The organism is Streptomyces sp. NPDC056128 (genome assembly GCF_042263835.1).
Classification (GTDB): domain Bacteria; phylum Actinomycetota; class Actinomycetes; order Streptomycetales; family Streptomycetaceae; genus Streptomyces.
The window spans coordinates 314332-329194 of sequence record NZ_JBHJVQ010000006.1 but is presented as its reverse complement, the minus strand read 5'-3'; the positions used below and the strand labels follow the sequence as shown (position 1 = coordinate 329194).

At 68.8% G+C, this 14863-nt stretch carries 10 protein-coding genes and 1 pseudogene; 4 read left to right on the top strand and 7 right to left on the bottom strand.

Going from position 1 to position 14863, the window contains the following annotated elements; genetic code table 11:
- Positions 1 to 14: 14 nt before the first annotated feature.
- Positions 15 to 2249 carry a CBM35 domain-containing protein gene (locus ACFC1X_RS16215; protein WP_376353754.1) on the top strand — a complete coding sequence of 745 codons (2235 nt, stop codon included), beginning with the start codon at positions 15 to 17 and terminating at the stop codon, positions 2247 to 2249.
- Positions 2250 to 2350: 101 nt separating this feature from the next.
- Positions 2351 to 2968: pseudogene (locus ACFC1X_RS16210) on the top strand (leucine zipper domain-containing protein); the annotation flags it as partial.
- A 127-nt stretch (positions 2969 to 3095) separates the two neighbouring features.
- On the opposite strand, the gene ACFC1X_RS16205 reads toward ACFC1X_RS16210, so the two are convergent.
- The 5 genes from ACFC1X_RS16205 to ACFC1X_RS16185 all read right to left on the bottom strand — a co-directional run bounded on the left by ACFC1X_RS16205 (position 3096) and on the right by ACFC1X_RS16185 (position 9328).
- On the bottom strand, positions 3096 to 4151 hold the full coding sequence (locus tag ACFC1X_RS16205; RefSeq protein ID WP_376353814.1) for a LacI family DNA-binding transcriptional regulator: 1056 nt from the start codon (positions 4149 to 4151) through the stop codon (positions 3096 to 3098).
- 86 nt (positions 4152 to 4237) lie between these two features.
- Positions 4238 to 5974, bottom strand: a complete 1737-nt coding sequence (locus ACFC1X_RS16200; protein WP_376353751.1) for a glycoside hydrolase family 43 protein — start codon at positions 5972 to 5974, stop codon at positions 4238 to 4240.
- Positions 5975 to 5997: 23 nt separating this feature from the next.
- Positions 5998 to 6909, bottom strand: a complete 912-nt coding sequence (locus ACFC1X_RS16195; protein WP_376353749.1) for a carbohydrate ABC transporter permease — start codon at positions 6907 to 6909, stop codon at positions 5998 to 6000.
- A gap of 40 nt (positions 6910 to 6949) precedes the next feature.
- On the bottom strand, positions 6950 to 7900 hold the full coding sequence (locus tag ACFC1X_RS16190) for a carbohydrate ABC transporter permease (protein ID WP_376353746.1): 951 nt from the start codon (positions 7898 to 7900) through the stop codon (positions 6950 to 6952).
- A 147-nt stretch (positions 7901 to 8047) separates the two neighbouring features.
- Positions 8048 to 9328 carry an ABC transporter substrate-binding protein gene (locus ACFC1X_RS16185; protein WP_376353744.1) on the bottom strand — a complete coding sequence of 427 codons (1281 nt, stop codon included), beginning with the start codon at positions 9326 to 9328 and terminating at the stop codon, positions 8048 to 8050.
- A 371-nt stretch (positions 9329 to 9699) separates the two neighbouring features.
- Between ACFC1X_RS16185 and ACFC1X_RS16180 the strand changes: the two genes are divergently transcribed.
- Both ACFC1X_RS16180 and ACFC1X_RS16175 read left to right on the top strand, forming a co-directional pair.
- Entirely contained in the window at positions 9700 to 11310 is a 1611-nt protein-coding gene (locus ACFC1X_RS16180; RefSeq protein WP_376353741.1) for an endo-1,3-beta-xylanase, read from the top strand.
- 73 nt (positions 11311 to 11383) lie between these two features.
- Complete coding sequence (locus ACFC1X_RS16175) at positions 11384 to 12652, top strand: hypothetical protein (RefSeq protein ID WP_376353739.1); 1269 nt, start codon at positions 11384 to 11386, stop codon at positions 12650 to 12652.
- Positions 12653 to 12706: 54 nt separating this feature from the next.
- Here ACFC1X_RS16175 and ACFC1X_RS16170 read toward each other — a convergent pair whose 3' ends face one another.
- Together ACFC1X_RS16170 and ACFC1X_RS16165 are read right to left on the bottom strand one after the other, a co-directional pair.
- Complete coding sequence (locus ACFC1X_RS16170) at positions 12707 to 13702, bottom strand: amidohydrolase family protein (RefSeq protein WP_376353738.1); 996 nt, start codon at positions 13700 to 13702, stop codon at positions 12707 to 12709.
- 20 nt (positions 13703 to 13722) lie between these two features.
- Positions 13723 to 14838: an amidohydrolase family protein gene (locus tag ACFC1X_RS16165; protein ID WP_376353735.1), complete on the bottom strand. Its 1116-nt coding sequence runs from the start codon at positions 14836 to 14838 to the stop codon at positions 13723 to 13725.
- Positions 14839 to 14863: the final 25 nt, after the last annotated feature.

Sequence of the window (14863 nt, the reverse complement as noted above, 5' to 3'; positions counted from 1 at the left end):
CGAAGGGAACTCACATGCCCCTTGGACAGGCCGCCCGCACCACGACCGTACTCGCCACCGCGGCCTTGGTGGCCGCCCTGCTGGTGCCCTGGCACCCGGACACGGCGGGCGGAGACCTCAGCCCGGCGGCCGCGGCGGCCGAGCCGGAAGTCATCACCGTCGACACGGGACGCCGGTCGGGCCCCCTGTCGAAGGCCGGGCTCGGCACCCTGTTCGGCGTGACCACCACTCCGGACACCCCGGTCGGTCTCACCGACGGCTCCCAGGTGCTGCTCGCGCAGCACCAGAGCCGGGACGGCGACACCTCCTACCCGAGTTCCACCGAGTCCGTCGCGGCCAAGCTCCGCGGGACCGGTGTCAAGATGGTCGGCCGGTACAACGATTTGATGGGCGGCTGGCCGTATGTCTGGAAGGGCATCGACGACTGGATGGGCAAGGTCGACAGTGCCACCCGCTCGATCCAGAAGTACAAGGACGTCCTGCACTCGGTGGCGCCCCTCAACGAGCCCGACAACAAGCTCGGTCCACACGCCGGCAGCCCTTTCATGACCGACCCACGGGTTCCGGGCGCCACCTATGACGCCAAGGTCAACTGGCTCTGGACCGAGACGGTGCGGAGAATCCGCATGATCGACCCGACGGTCAAGGTGATGGGACCGAACTACGAGCACTACAACCCCTGGGAATCACCCGACCGCCAGCCCCGGATGCGCGACTTCCTCATCAACGCGAAGAACACCGGCACCCTGCCCGACATCATCGGCTGGCACAGTCTGGGCCCCAGCCCCGGCGACGTCCCCGAAGCCCTCACCCGCTACTACCGCCCTCTGGAGAGGGAGCTGAACATCTCCCCCAGGCCCGTCATGATCGAGGAGTACGGTCCCGGCAACGGCGAGTTCGAGGGCGTGCCGGGCACCATGGTCAAGCACTGGGCCGAGTTCGCCCGCTACGGAGTCGACTCCGCCGCGATGGGCATCTACACCAACCCTGGACTGCTCGGCAACACCCTGCGCCGCACCTCCGCCGGGCTCAGACCAAACGGCGGCTGGCACTTCATGAACTGGTTCCGGCAGCTGCGCGGCGAACAGCTGGCCGTCAGCCGCTGGGACACACGGCACTACCAGGCATCCGACGGCGTGGCATCCTGGGACGCGGACGCCCGCACCGTGACGGTTCTCGCCGGCGGCGATGACGGCGACATCGACGTCCGGCTGCTGGGCCTGGCCGCCAGAGGACTTGGCCCCCAGGTCCGCGTGCGCGTCGACTACGCGCTGTGGACCACCGACCCGCTGGCCACCGACCAGCGGCCGGACCGCGCGGGGGACCCGCAGACGGGCGCGTACAACGTGTACGACAAGGTGCTCCCGCTCGACGCGGGCGGGAACCTTGCCGTTCCGATCCGGAGGATGGAACGGCTCAACGGATACCGCGTCACCGTCCAGCCCGCCGGCCCCGCTGCCGCCTACCCGAGCAAGTACGAGGCGGAGGATGCCCGGCAGAACGCCACCGTGCTTCACCTCGGCAGCGACACCGCCCTCACCTCGGGCCGGGGGTACGTGGGAGGCATCGACGGCGCCTCGAGCTCCGTCGCCTTCACCGTCCACGCGGAGCGCGCCGGCATCCACACGATGACCGTCCGCTACGCCAACGGCACCACCAGTGCGGCCACTCACTCTGTGCGGGTCGGCGACACACCACAACGCCCTGTCACCTATCCGAGCACCGGTGCCTGGGCCAACGCCACCCTGTCCACCGCGACGACGCGCGTAGCCTTGGAGGCGGGAGCCAACACGGTCACCCTCGGAAAGGGCGTCGGCTACGCCGAGCTGGACCACATAGACGTACGACCGGACACACACCGCTACGAGGCCGAGTCGGCCGACGTGAACGACGCGACGATCCGCCACTACCGCTGGAACGAGTTCCCCGACTACGTCGGCGGCATCGACCGGCCCTCCAGCTCGGTCGAGTTCACCGTGGACGCCCCGCGTGCGGGCTCATACCTGGTCGACGTCGGCTACGCCAACGGACTGGCCCAGGAGGCGGATCACTCGGTCTCCGTCGACGGGACCGCCGTGGGTACGGTGCACTATCCGTCGACCGGAGCCTGGCTGAGTACACCGAAGCAGGACGCCGTCCTGGGCACGGCCACCGTCCGGCTCACTTTGCGGGCCGGCGCCAACCGCGTTCGTCTGGCGAAGGGCCAGGGATATGCCGAGGTCGACTGGCTGGCCCTGCGCACCGGCTAGGTGTATCGATCACGAGCGTTGTTGACACCCACCGGGCTTGATCATGGCGAAGACCTCCGGTGTGGTGGAGCTGTCTAGGACTGCACCGCACGGAGGTCTTCGTGTCCCACCGTAATGCCCGGCTGACCGTTCACGGCAGGCGGCTGCTCATCGAGCGTGTCCGCACGGGCCGTCCCATCGCGCATGTCGCAGCCGAGATGGGCATCTCGCGCGTCACGGCCCACAAGTGGGTCCGCCGCTGGCGGGCCGAAGGCGAGCAAGGACTGCACGACCGCTCCAGCCGCCCTCGCACAACACCGCACCGCACCCCGGCGACGACCGAGGCCCAGGTGTGCCGCCTGCGACAGGACCGACAACTCGGTCCCGCCCGCATCGGCCCGGTCCTGGGACTGCCCGCCTCGACCACCCACCGGATCCTGGTCCGCCACGGCCTGAACCGCCTGGCCTTCCTAAATCGGCCCACCGGACAGATCATCCGCCGCTACGAACGCGACCGGCCCGGCGAACTCGTCCACGTCGACGTCAAGAGACTCGGCCGTATCCCCGACGGCGGCGGACACAAGGTCCTGGGCCGCCAGGCCGGCCGCGTCACCCGCAGTGGCATGGGGTTCGACTACATTCACTCCGCCGTCGCCTGCGGCAAGGTCCACGGCGATGAGAAGGCGTCCACCTGCGCCGGCTTCCTCCGCCGGGCCGCAGCCTTCTTCACCGCACACGGCTCCCTCGGTTTCTGGCCGGAGACAGCGGACGGTTGGCACTTCCGCGCCGCGCCGACCGTTGCCTGGGCTCCGTGGGGTGGCCCGAACGGGCGGACATGAAGGTTGCAGCGCGCCTGAGAACGGAAGATCACGCATGATGCCGGCCGACGCGCGCGTGCGGCGCCGTACTGCCCCGGACGATCAACTGCGTCGCCAATTCGAGGCGTAGGTGCTCGGCTGGTTCGCCGTCGATGATGCGGAGAAGGGTGTTCGCGGCCATGGCCGCCATGTCGAGAAGCGGCTGTCGGACAGTGGTGAGAGGGGGGTGGGTCCATCGTGCGACCGGCAGGTCGTCGAAGCCGACAACGCTGACCTCCTCCGGAATGGCGTAGCCACGTGCGCGCAGGACCTCGAAGGCGCCCAGGGCCTGGAGGTCGCTGGCGGCGAAGACGGCGCTGGGCGGCTGCTGTCCCTGCTGGTGCGCCAGGTCGAGGAGTCTGGTCATCTCCCTTCTCCCAGAGTCGTCGTTGAAGTCCCCGTTGGGTGTCCAGCCCTCCGGCACGGGCAGTTCCGCCTGTTCCATCGTCGCCCAGAAGCCGTCGGCGCGGGCTCTGCTGCACAGCACCTGGCGCGGTCCCGCCAGGTGCGCGATGCGGGTGTGGCCCAGTTCGATGAGGTGCTCGGTGGCGCTGACCGCGCCGGCCCAGTTGGTCGCTCCCACGGTGGGGACGAGCGCGTCGACGTTTCCGACGGGGTCCACGAGAACGAAGGGAACGTCCATGGCGGTCAGTCGCCGCCGCTGCTGGGGGGTGAGGTCGGAGACGACCAGAATGGCTCCGTTGCTGCGACGCGCCGCCATCTGGTCGATCCACTCGCGGGTGTCCGAGCTGCGTCCGTGCACCGCGGACAGGACCATGCCGGCACCCGCGGCGTGCAGCGCCTCGTCGACCCCACGGATGATCTCGATCGACCAGAGGCTGTCGAGTTCGTTGAGGACCAGGTCGATGACGGCGCCGCGGCGCCGTGCCGGGCGGCGCCGGTATCCGAGGCGGTCCATGACCGACTCGACACGGTCCTTGGTGTCCGTGGACACGTCGGAGCGTCCGTTGAGGACCTTGGAGACGGTGGAGACGGAGACACCGGCCGCGGACGCGATCGTACTCAGGGTGACTCTCCCGGTGTCCTCCGGGTTCTCCGCCGTCATCCGTGTCGTCCGTTCGGTCGAGTCGTGGGTGCTGTGCCTCATCGGGAAGACCAACGGCCGGTCGCCGTGTGCCCCGCCCCCCGCGCTCACGGCCGTTCACCGGGATCGGGCGCCGTTTCCCGGTACTCGGCCCAGTCGAAGTCGGCCGTCATGCCGGCGCCGGTGAGGTCCTGGGCGCACAGTCCGGCGAAGGCTCCGGTGAAGCCCCAAGACGTGAAGTGGCCGGTCGCCGGATCGCCCTTCGTGGCGCTCTCGTCGGAGAGGCGGGTGACGTCGAGGTCCGGGCCGATCCGCTGCCACGCTGCGGCATGCGTGGCGCGCCAGAAGAAGTTGCCCTGGGCCTCCCGGACCGCGAGCCGCAGTTCGAGTGGGCCGGTGGGGACGGGGACCGGCGAGGCCGGTTCGAAGTACTCGCCGTGCGCGCAGACGCCGACTCTCAATACTCGGCCCAGGCCCTCGTCCCACGTCAAGTGCAGGTAGTGCCACAGGCCGGAGTTGTAGTAATGGACGATGCCAGCCATCTGGAGCGGTGATCGCGCCTCGCCGTCGAGGTGTGCGGCGAAGTCGAAGCGCAGCGACTGCTGCCTGCGGGCCACGAGGCTCTGTCCGTGTGTGGAGCCCAGGGACTGGCCTCCGCGCAGCCGCAGGTGTCCCGGTCGCTCGCCGAGAGTGATCCAGGAGGGGTCCGGATGCCGGCGCAGGGTCGACCATGGCGTGGTGAGGGCCGGCTGGTCGAAGTCGTCGCGGGCGGGTGGGCGGACGATCGGGGCGGGTGGAAGGCGGGGGCCGGAAACGGTGGTTCTCGGCACGGCGTTGTCCTGGTCCCCGGTGGGCCGCTCTCCCTCGAGCCTGGGCCAGTCGTCCGGGGTCCACTCGACGCGCTGGAGTGCGGTTTCCCTGCCCAGTACGCAAGGGCCGAGGGGGCTGAGGGGGCGGGCCATGAGGTGGGCGAGGTACCACTCGCCGGCCGGCGTCTCCACCAGGCTGCCGTGGCCGGCCTTCTGCAGGGGCAGTCTCTCGTGACCCGCTGAGGTGAGGAGCGGGCCGGCCGGGTCCGCCTCGTAGGGCCCGGTGATCCTTCTGGAGCGCGCGACGGTGACGGCGTGTCCCCAGGAGGTGCCGCCTTCCGCCGTCACCAGGTAGTACCAGCCGCTGCGCCGGTAGACGTGAGGGCCTTCCGTGTGCGCGAGGCGGGTGCCCCCGAATATCGGGTGGGCCGGGCCGGTGACGCGCCGCTCGTTGCGGTCCCATTCCTGGAGCAGGATCCCGGCGAAGGGGTGCCGGCCGGGCCGGTGGTCCCACTGCATCCACAGGGCCCAGCTGCGTCCGTCGCCGTCCGGCCCGTCGTCGTGGAAGAGGGACGGGTCGAACCCGTGGGAGGGGAAGGGGGCGGGATCGGACCAGGGTCCGTCCAGCGCGGGCGCGGTGGTGACCCTGTTGGCTACGTCCTTGAAGGCTCCGGAGAGGTTGGTGACATCGCTGTAGACCAGGTGGAACAGTCCGTCGGTGTACGACAGACAGGGTGCCCAGACGCCTCCCGAGTCGGGTCGGCCGCCGAGCTCGATGAGGCGTTGCTCGCGCAGCACGCCGCCGAGCGGCTTCCAGTGGACGAGGTCGCGTGAGTGGTGGACGGAGACGCCCGGAAGCCATTCGAAGGTGGAGGTGGCGATGTAGTAGTCGTCGCCGACGCGCAGGATGGAGGGGTCCGGGTGGAATCCGGGCAGCACCGGGTTGACGATGGTCGCCGCGTGCGTCGTGTCGGTGGACGCGGGCTTTCGGCGGCCGGGGCGGTCCTGGTCGTGGACGGAGGGCAGGGTGGTCATGGGACTCCGTAACGTGGGGGCGGTCAGCCCTTGACGGCGCCGGCCATCACACCGGAGACGATCCGGCGGGCCAGGACGGTGAAGACGACGAGCACGGGCAGCACCGACACCACGACGCCCGCGAGCATGAGGGTGTAGTCGGTGTAGTAGCCGGCGGCGAGCTGGTTGAGGGCGATCTGCACGGTGCCGTTCTCCGGCGGCAGGGCGATCAGCGGCCAGAAGTAGTCGTTCCAGGCGAACATGAAGGTGAACATGCCGAGCACGGTCGCTGTGGTGCGCACACCGGGTACGACAACGTGCCAGTAGGTGCGCAGCAGCCCGGCTCCGTCCATGCGGGCGGCCTCGATGAGTTCGTCGGGAATGTTCTCCTCGACGGCCTGCCGCATCCAGAACACCCCGATCGCGGAGACCAGCGCGGGCACGATCAGCGCCGAGAGTTTGCCGTACATGCCCATGTCCGTCACCAGCATGTAGAGCGGGATGATGCCGAGCTGGGTGGGCACCATCACCGTGATCACGACGCAGACGAGCAGCGGGTTGCGCCCGCGGAAGCGGAGTTTGGCGAAGGCGAAACCCGCGAGCGAGGACAGCAGCACGTTGGACACCGCGGTGGTGGAGGCCACGATCAGTGAGTTTCCGAGGGCCTGCCAGAAGGCGGAGAGTTCGAAGACGCGCTGGATGTTCTCGATCAGGTGGCCGCCGGGGACCAGTGGCGGTGTGGAGCCGGCGAGGACGGAGTTGTCGTCGTGCGAGGCGACGACGAAACTCCAGTACAGGGGGAAGACGGACGCGGCGGTGATCGCCGCGAGCAGGGCGTAGGCCAAGGGGCCCGCCTTGTCGAGCCTTCCGGGTCCGCGGCGCGGGACGGTACGCGGCTTGAAGCGCCCGCGGTTCTCGCGAGCGGCGGGAGGCCGGGTGGGTGCGGTGACGGCCATGTCGGTTCCTCTGTGGGCGAAGGGAGGCGTCGGTCGGGTGTCAGCGGCGCTCGGCACGGCGTGCGAGCAGGAAGTTCACCGCCGCGACGACCGCGATGACCAGGAAGAGCACCCAGGAGACGGCTGACGCGTAGCCGGCGTCGTTGTTGATGAAGCCGTACTTGTAGAGAATCAGCGTGAGCGTCTGGAACTGGTGCTCGGCCCCGCCCTCCGCGTTGCCCTGCTGGTCGAACAGGAAGGGCTCGGCGAAGAGCTGGAGGCCGCCGATGGTCGAGATCACCACGGTGAAGACGATGGTCGGCCGGATCGCCGGGAGGGTGACCTTGCGGAACGTGAGGAAACGGGAGGCACCGTCGATCTGGGCGGACTCGTACAGGTCGCGTGGCACCGCCTGCATGGCGGCCAGGAAGATGAGCGCGTTGTAGCCGGTCCACCGCCACATCACCATGAAGCTGATGGCGAGATGCGAACTCCATGTGTCCGCGGTCCAGTCGACCGGGTCGTCGATGACTCCGATGCCCTCCAGGGCCCAGTTGACGATGCCGAAGTCCCGGCCGAAGAGCTGAGAGAAGACGAGGGCGACGGCGACCACCGAGACGTACTGGGGCACGAGAACCAGCGCCCGCCACACGCTGCGTGCCCGCAGATGCCGGTCGAGCAGCCAGGCGAGCCCCAGAGCCGCCAGCAGCTGCGGAACCGTGGACAGCACGAAGATGCTGAGGGTGTTGAACGTGGCCGTGTAGAAGTCGGAGTCGTCCAGCAGGCGGGTGAAGTTGTCGAAGCCCACCCACTGCCCCTGCCCGGCGAGGCGGTCCCAGTCGTGCAGGGAGACCCAGAAGGTCTGCAGCAGGGGGTAGAGGCCGAAGACTCCGAAGACGACGAAGAAGGGCGCGATGAAGAGGTAGGGCAGCAGATGCCGTTCCGGGCGCAGCCACGACGGACGACGTTCGCGGCGTACACGGCCGGGCAACGGGCGGGTCTGAACCGCCATGCTGGTTCTCCGTTGGGTGTAGAGGGCGGAAGAAAGGGGCCGGCCGGGCCTGGGCCGGAGGGACGCCGGGCGGCGACCGGGGCGTGGGAGGCTGGGCCGCCGCCCGGCTCGGTCGGCCGGGACCTGCCCGAGCCGACCGGCTCGACGTCAGCGAAGGTTCTTCTCCGCTTCGTCGAGAGCCTTGTCCCACGCCTCCCGCGGGTCCGCCTTGCCCTGCTCGACCAGCTGAAGGGCGTTGCCGAACGGAATGCGGACCTGCTGGTCCTTGGTGCCGCGGTAGTTGGGCTTCAGGGACTTCGCGGACGCCGCGTAGAGCTTTCCGGTCGGTGCGTCGTTGAAGTACTCCTGCTTCGTGCCCTGGACCTCAGGGTCGTCGAGGACCGGCACGAGGGAGGGCAGCGCTCCCACGGGCCCGGTGAAGATCTTCTTCTGCGAGGCGGCCGAGGTGAGGAAGTCGGCCAGTTCGGCGGCTTCCTTGACGTGCTTGCTCTGCTTGGGAACGGTGAGGAACGAGCCGCCCCAGTTCCCGCCCCCGCCCGGGACCGCGGCGATGTCCCACTTGCCGGCGTTGGCCTCCCCCGCGGCCGTCTTGATCTGGCCGGTCATCCACGCGGGGCAGGTCATGGTGGCCATGCGGCCGAGCTTGATGCCCGCGTTCCACTGCTGGCTGAAGGGCTGCAGGTTGGCGGACTGCTGGCCGTCGGTGGCCTTCGCCGTCGCCGTGAAGAACTCACGGACCTTCGGGTTGCTGTCCCCGATGTACTGGTCCTGAGCGTCGAAGAACCCGTACTCGGTCTGGTTCATCATCGCGGTGAAGATGTTGCCCGAACTGTCGAACCACGCCTTGTCCTTCACCTTGGACTGGAACTTCTCGCCCGTGGCGAAGTAGTCCTCCCAGGTGGGCCACAGTTCGCCGACCTCCGTGCGGTCGGTGGGCAGGCCGGCCTTCGCGAACAAGTCCTTGCGGTAGCAGATGGCGAGGCTGCCGACGTCGGTACCGTACCCCATGACGAAGTCGGAGGTGCCGAGCGTCCCCTGCTCCCACTTCCAGCCCAGGTACTCGCCCTTCCGGTCCATGGCGCCGTGGTCGGCGAGGTTGGTGAACTTGTCCTTCACCGCACGGAACTTCGGAAGGTAGCCCTCCTCGATCGCGACCACGTCCGCGGCCCCGCTGCCGGAGGCGATCTGGGTGGACAACTGGTTGTGGTGCTGGTCGAACTGGGAGATGCGCTCCTTGATGACGATGTCGGGGTGGGTGCGCTGGTACTCCTCGATCAGGGGCTTGTAACCGAAGTCGCTGAAGGTCGCGACCGTCAGGGTGATCTTCCCGTCTGCCGCGTCGGAGCCTGAACCGCAGGCGGGAAGGGCGATGAGCGACGTGGCGGCGGCGAGCGCGACGGTGATTCTGCGGGCACGCGTACGGCCCATGGTGATCCTCCGGGAGAGGGGCGGGATGGGGTGGCACAAAGGTCGCCGTCCGCGAAAAGCATGTCAAGAGTTTCGCGAAAACTGACGCGGGATCGGCAGCCTCGTCCCGGAGAGAGCTACTCACTCGACGGGACAAGTCCGTCAGGAGAGCCTGTGAACAGCGGAGATGGCCACCTCGCCCCTCTCCCCCAAGCAAGTCGCTCACGCCTCGCCCGGCGGGGTTTCGTAGCGGCAACGCGCTGACCTGTAGAGACTTACGAAACTTTCGCATCGCCTTGACCGGCCATGTCCAGGACAGCAGCATGCGACCGCCGCATACACAGCGCCCGGTGGCCCCACTTCGCCCGGCCGCCCGAATCGGAGGCACCCGCATGTCCTTCCTACGACCGCACAGATCCGTCCCACGGACGGTGGGAGCGGGGGCCGTCGCCCTCGCCGCCCTGCTCGCCCTCGCCGGCGTCTCCTCCACGGCCAAGGCCGCCGCCCCCGCCGACCGGGGCGTCCCCGCCGACGGCAAGGTCATGCTGGTGATGGGCCAGGACAGCGACACCCTGTCCGACTACCGCACGGACGTGCTGGACAAGGCCTCACTGAACGCACCCGCACCCGGTGGCGTGACCCTGTACACGAACCTCGTCCTCGGGGGCTCGCCCGAACCGCTGGCCGGCATGACCGGACCGGCGAACTGGGGCGCGGGAACCGTCGACTTCGCCCGGACGATGCGGGAGTACCCCGGCGCCACGGTCGCCGTCGGTCTCTATCTCTCCGACGCCACCTCCGGCTGCAACAACCAGCCGCTGCGCGCCATCATCGGCCGGAACGACGCTGACGTCACCGCCGGGAACCCGAGCCTGATCACCCGTTACCGGGCCAAGGTCGACGAGATGGTCAACCGGTTCAAAGGCTACGACCGGGACATCCTGCTGCGCATCGGCTACGAGTTCGACGGTCCCTGGAACTGCTACAACTCGGACTACTACAAGGAGGCTTTCCGCTACATCAAGGGTCGCATCGACGCCCTCGGCGCCACCCGCGTCGCCACCGTCTGGCAGAGCGCCGCATGGCCGGTGAACACCCATCCCGACCACCCCGAGTGGAACTACGTCGTCACCGACCCGGGCCACCTGAACGACTGGTATCCGGGTGACCAGTACGTGGACTGGGTGGGCCTGTCCTCCTTCTACAACTCCCGTTCTGTGCCGACCCAGTGGGGCTGCGGCTCCTACGACACCGATCCGGTCGGTCTGCAGAACCGGATCCTCGACTTCGCCCGCTCCCACGGCAAGCCGGCCATGGTCTCCGAGGCCGCGCCGCAAGGAGCCCGCACTGGAGCGAAGACCAGCAGCTGCATCTTCCGCAACAACCCGGCTCCGTCGAGCGGTCAGGCCATCTGGGACGGCTGGCACGCGGGCTACTTCGACTGGGTGACTCGCAACAAGGACGTCATCCGCGCGGCCGCGTACATCAACACCAACTGGGACGCCCAGACCCAGTGGCAGTGCGCACCCGGCGCGCAGGCGGGTGCCCCCGGCTGCGCGAACGGCAACTGGGGCGACTCCCGCGTCCAGGCCGATCCCACGGTGCAGGCCAACTTCCTGGCAGAGATCAAGAAGCCCATGTGGACGAACGGCACTTCGGGCCCCGCGCCCACGCCGACTCCGACGCCTACACCCACGCCTACGCCGACTCCGACCGACGAGCCCGGGAACACCGCCGAGTTCAACCATGGTGTCAGCGGCAGTGGGAATACCGCGATCTGGTTCGCTCCCAAGGGATACGACCTGACGTTCGTCACCGTGCAGTACCGCGTCAACGGCGGCTCACCACAGAACCACTTCCTCGTCCGTGACGAAGCCGACGACCGCTGGGAACTTCCCGTGTCCGTGCCGACCGGCGCCAAGCTCACATACTCCTTCAACTACCAGCCCACCACGCAGACGAGTCAGATCACCACGCCGACCTACACCTGGACCGCTTCCTGACCAGTGGTCCACAACCGACGGGTGACCCGGGCCCTCCCGGGTCACCCCGCCGTACCCCGGCAGAGGAGACACCGTGCCGAACCTCCGACACCTGACCACCACACTGCGCGCCCTCGCCGCCGCAGCCGCCGCCGCGCTGCTGTTGACCGGCACCGCCAACGCCCAACAGGGCCCATCGCCTGCTCAACCCGCCACCGCGGACGCGCGCACCGCGGGCGCGACGGCAGCCGGCGCTCCCGAACTGCTGCTGGGGCAGTCCACCCGAGGCGCCTGGGACGACTTCCACACCTTCGGGCAGAACGCCGACGGCGGTTCCGTCTACTACGAACTGCGCTCGGGCGACTGGGTGGGCTCCGGCCACCGCGACTACGCCGAGTTCCTCGCCTCCCGGGAAAAGACCGTCCAGATCGGCATCAGCTGGAAGGACAACCCGCCGGGCTTCGAAGGCGGCGACGAGAACGCGAAGGCCGCTCGCTCGCGCGCCGTCACGGCCGAGATCGCCGGCGGCGGCCACACCGCCTCCCTGAACAGGCTGCTGGCCTTCACCAACGCGCACCCCACGGCCCGCTTCAAACTCCGGCTCGACTACGAGGTCAGCAGCCACTACCACTGCGCCGACACCGCCTGCTCCTCGTACAAGAACGCCTTCAACCGCCTCGCTTCCTACCTCGACAACCGCTCCACCGCACACAACCTCGACTTCGTCTTCCATCCGGTGCGCGGTGAGTTCGAGGCCATGTACCCGGGCGACGCCGCGGTCGACTGGATGGGTGTCTCCGTATTCGCCCACGAGCTGTGCATGCCGATCCACGACCGCGGTTACCTCTACAACGGAACTCCGCCCCAGAACTACGACGTCGGCGCGCTCCAGTGCCGTAACGCCTATATCGGAACCGACGCACACGGGAACCCGGCTGCCGTGTGGCGCAACTTCGACCACGACGGCAACGTGCTCAAGCTGGTGAAGTTCGCCAAGGACCATGGCAAGCCGGTCGTGCTGTCCGAAGCGGGCATGATGAACTTCACCGCCGACGCGGGCAGCACGGACGGCCTGGAGCAGCAGCGTGGCGCCGAATGGACACGCCGGCTGTTCTCCCTGATGAACTACCAGGGGCCCATTCCCAACCTGCCTGGCACCCACGACCTGCGCGGAGTCATCCGTTCCGTGGTCTACATCAACCTCGACTTCCGGTACGGCTGGGACGGCGTGAACGACGGCAGCTTCGACTTCCCGCCGGACACGACCTGGTTCGTGGACGGCCGTCTGTCCCGCTACGGAGCGGCGCAGACGTCCTTCTGCCAGGGACTCGCCTCGTCCGGTTTCACCGCGCGATGCCGCTGACGACCTCGACGGCGCGGGCTCGGCCCGACGTTCCTTTCAGGGCGCACCGCCTGGTCATCCGCCGACGTGCGACTCACTCCGAAGGAGTCGGGGGAAGAGGCGTCCGGCATTGCGTGTGGTCAGCGCACGCCAGGTGTCCGCTTCGGGCTGAGACGCCGCATCGACCGAGTCGACTTGCCCGGTCACTCCCGACGCGGGTGTGAAGCAGTAGTCGCTTCCGTAGAGAAGGCGTTCTGTGCCGCATGACACGGCCAGGGCGGGGATCTGATGGGGGAAGGGAGTGCCTGCGCAGTCGAACCACAGGCGGCTGATCTGTTCGGGAGCGGGCGTGTCGGACCGGTTCGTGCTCGTGGTGCTGGAGGCGAAGACGCTGCGGAACAGTTCCATGCGTTGGGCGAGCAGGGGGAGGGCTCCCCCACCATGTGTGAAGACCCATGGAATGTTCGGATACTGCTGAAGTCGGTCGTTGAAGACCAGGTCGCTCACGGTGCGGGTGGCGTCGAAGATGAACTCGAGCATCGGCCGCGGCCGGCCCAGGGAGACCACCTCGTGGTTCGGAGGCGAGGTGGGGTGGACGAACACGGGAGTGCGGCGGCGGTCGAGTTCGGCGAGCAGCGGCACGTAGCGAGGGTCGCCGAGGTAGGTGCCGTGCGCGTTGGTCTTGAAGGTGACGCCGTCGCTGCCGAGTTCGTCCATGGCGTAGGCGAGTTCGTCGAGGGCGGCGTCGGTGTCGGGCAGGGGCAGGGAGGCGAAGTGCCCGAACCGGTCGGGGTTGTCGCGCTTGACGTCGGCGCCGGCCTCGTTGACGTGCCGGGTGAGCGCGCGGGCGGCTTTGTCGTCGCCGAAGTGGGTGCCGGGTGAGGAGATGGAGAGCAGGGAGGTGGCGATGCGGTGCTGGTCCATGAGTTCGAGGTGGCGGGCCTTGTCCCAGGTGGGCCAGGCACCCATGCCGTCGGGTCGAAGGTGGCCGGCGTTCTTGGCCTGCTCCACGTAGTGGGGAGTGAGGAAGTGGGCGTGCACGTCAACGAGTGGTGCGCGAGAGGCGTCCATGGAGGTTCCTTCTCCGAGTTTCAGGCCGACGCCGCGGTGTGGGCGCGGCCGGCGCACCAGACGTGGCGGATGTTGCGGGTGGCGCTGATGTCGGCGAGCGGGTCGCCGTCGACGAGGAGCAGGTCGGCCCGGAGCCCCGGGGCGATGGCACCGCGGTCACGCAGACCGAAGTGGAGGGCCGGAGCGGCGGTGGCCGCGCGCAGAACCTCGGCCGGCGTCAGACCGGCGGCGACCAGAAGCTCCAGCTCGTGATGGAGACTGCGGCCGTGCGGGATCTGGGCGGGCACACCCGGCTGGGTGTTGGCATCGGTACCGGCGAGGACCGGCACGCCCGCTCGGTGCAGGGCCGTCACGTTCCGCTGAGCGGTGTCATAGGCCGGTGCAGCGGTCCTGGCCGCCGCGACTGCCTCCATCATGGTCAGGGTGGGAACGGCGACGCGTCCCGCCGCGGCCATCCGAGCGATGTCGTGATGAGTGAGGGCCCGGTCCAACGGGACGTGGGTGACAACGTCGGCCCCCGCGTCGAGCGCCATGGTGTACGCGCCGGCGGTGGCGGCATGGGCGACGGTGAGTCTGCCGTGTGTGCGCGCCGCGGCCACCAGCGCGTTCATCGTCTCCTGGTCCGGTCCTCCCGCGCCCGGCGCCTCAGCGACGATCTTGATGTAGTCGACGCCGGCGGAGACCTGTGCGGCAACGAATTCGCCGGCCTGCTGGGGTGAGCGGACGATGGCGTCGGCGGCCATGCCAGGGATCTTGGAGTGAGGGCCGCCGCTGCCGATGGCAGGCGTTCCCGCGCTGCGGATGTCGGTCAGACCCGTCACCCGGCGCAGGGAGGCGAGGAGTTGCGGCGGCCAGGTGGCCATGTCCAGTGCGGTGGTGACACCGTACGAGCACAGTCGCTCGAGGGTGTCACGGCCGTGGAGGTGGACATGGGCGTCGATGAGTCCCGGGAGAAGGGTCATCCCTTCGCCATCGAGGATCTGTGCCCTGGACGTACTGGTGTCCGCAGAGAGGACGCCGCCCTCGAAGACCACCGTTCGCGGCTCGGTGAGCCGTCGGCCGTCGAAGACTCGAACGCGGACGAGGGCCGTCCTTTCCAGCTGCTTCTCGAGGCCGGAGGGCGAGGGGTGGTTCACCGGGTCTCTCCTGTGGGTGGTACGG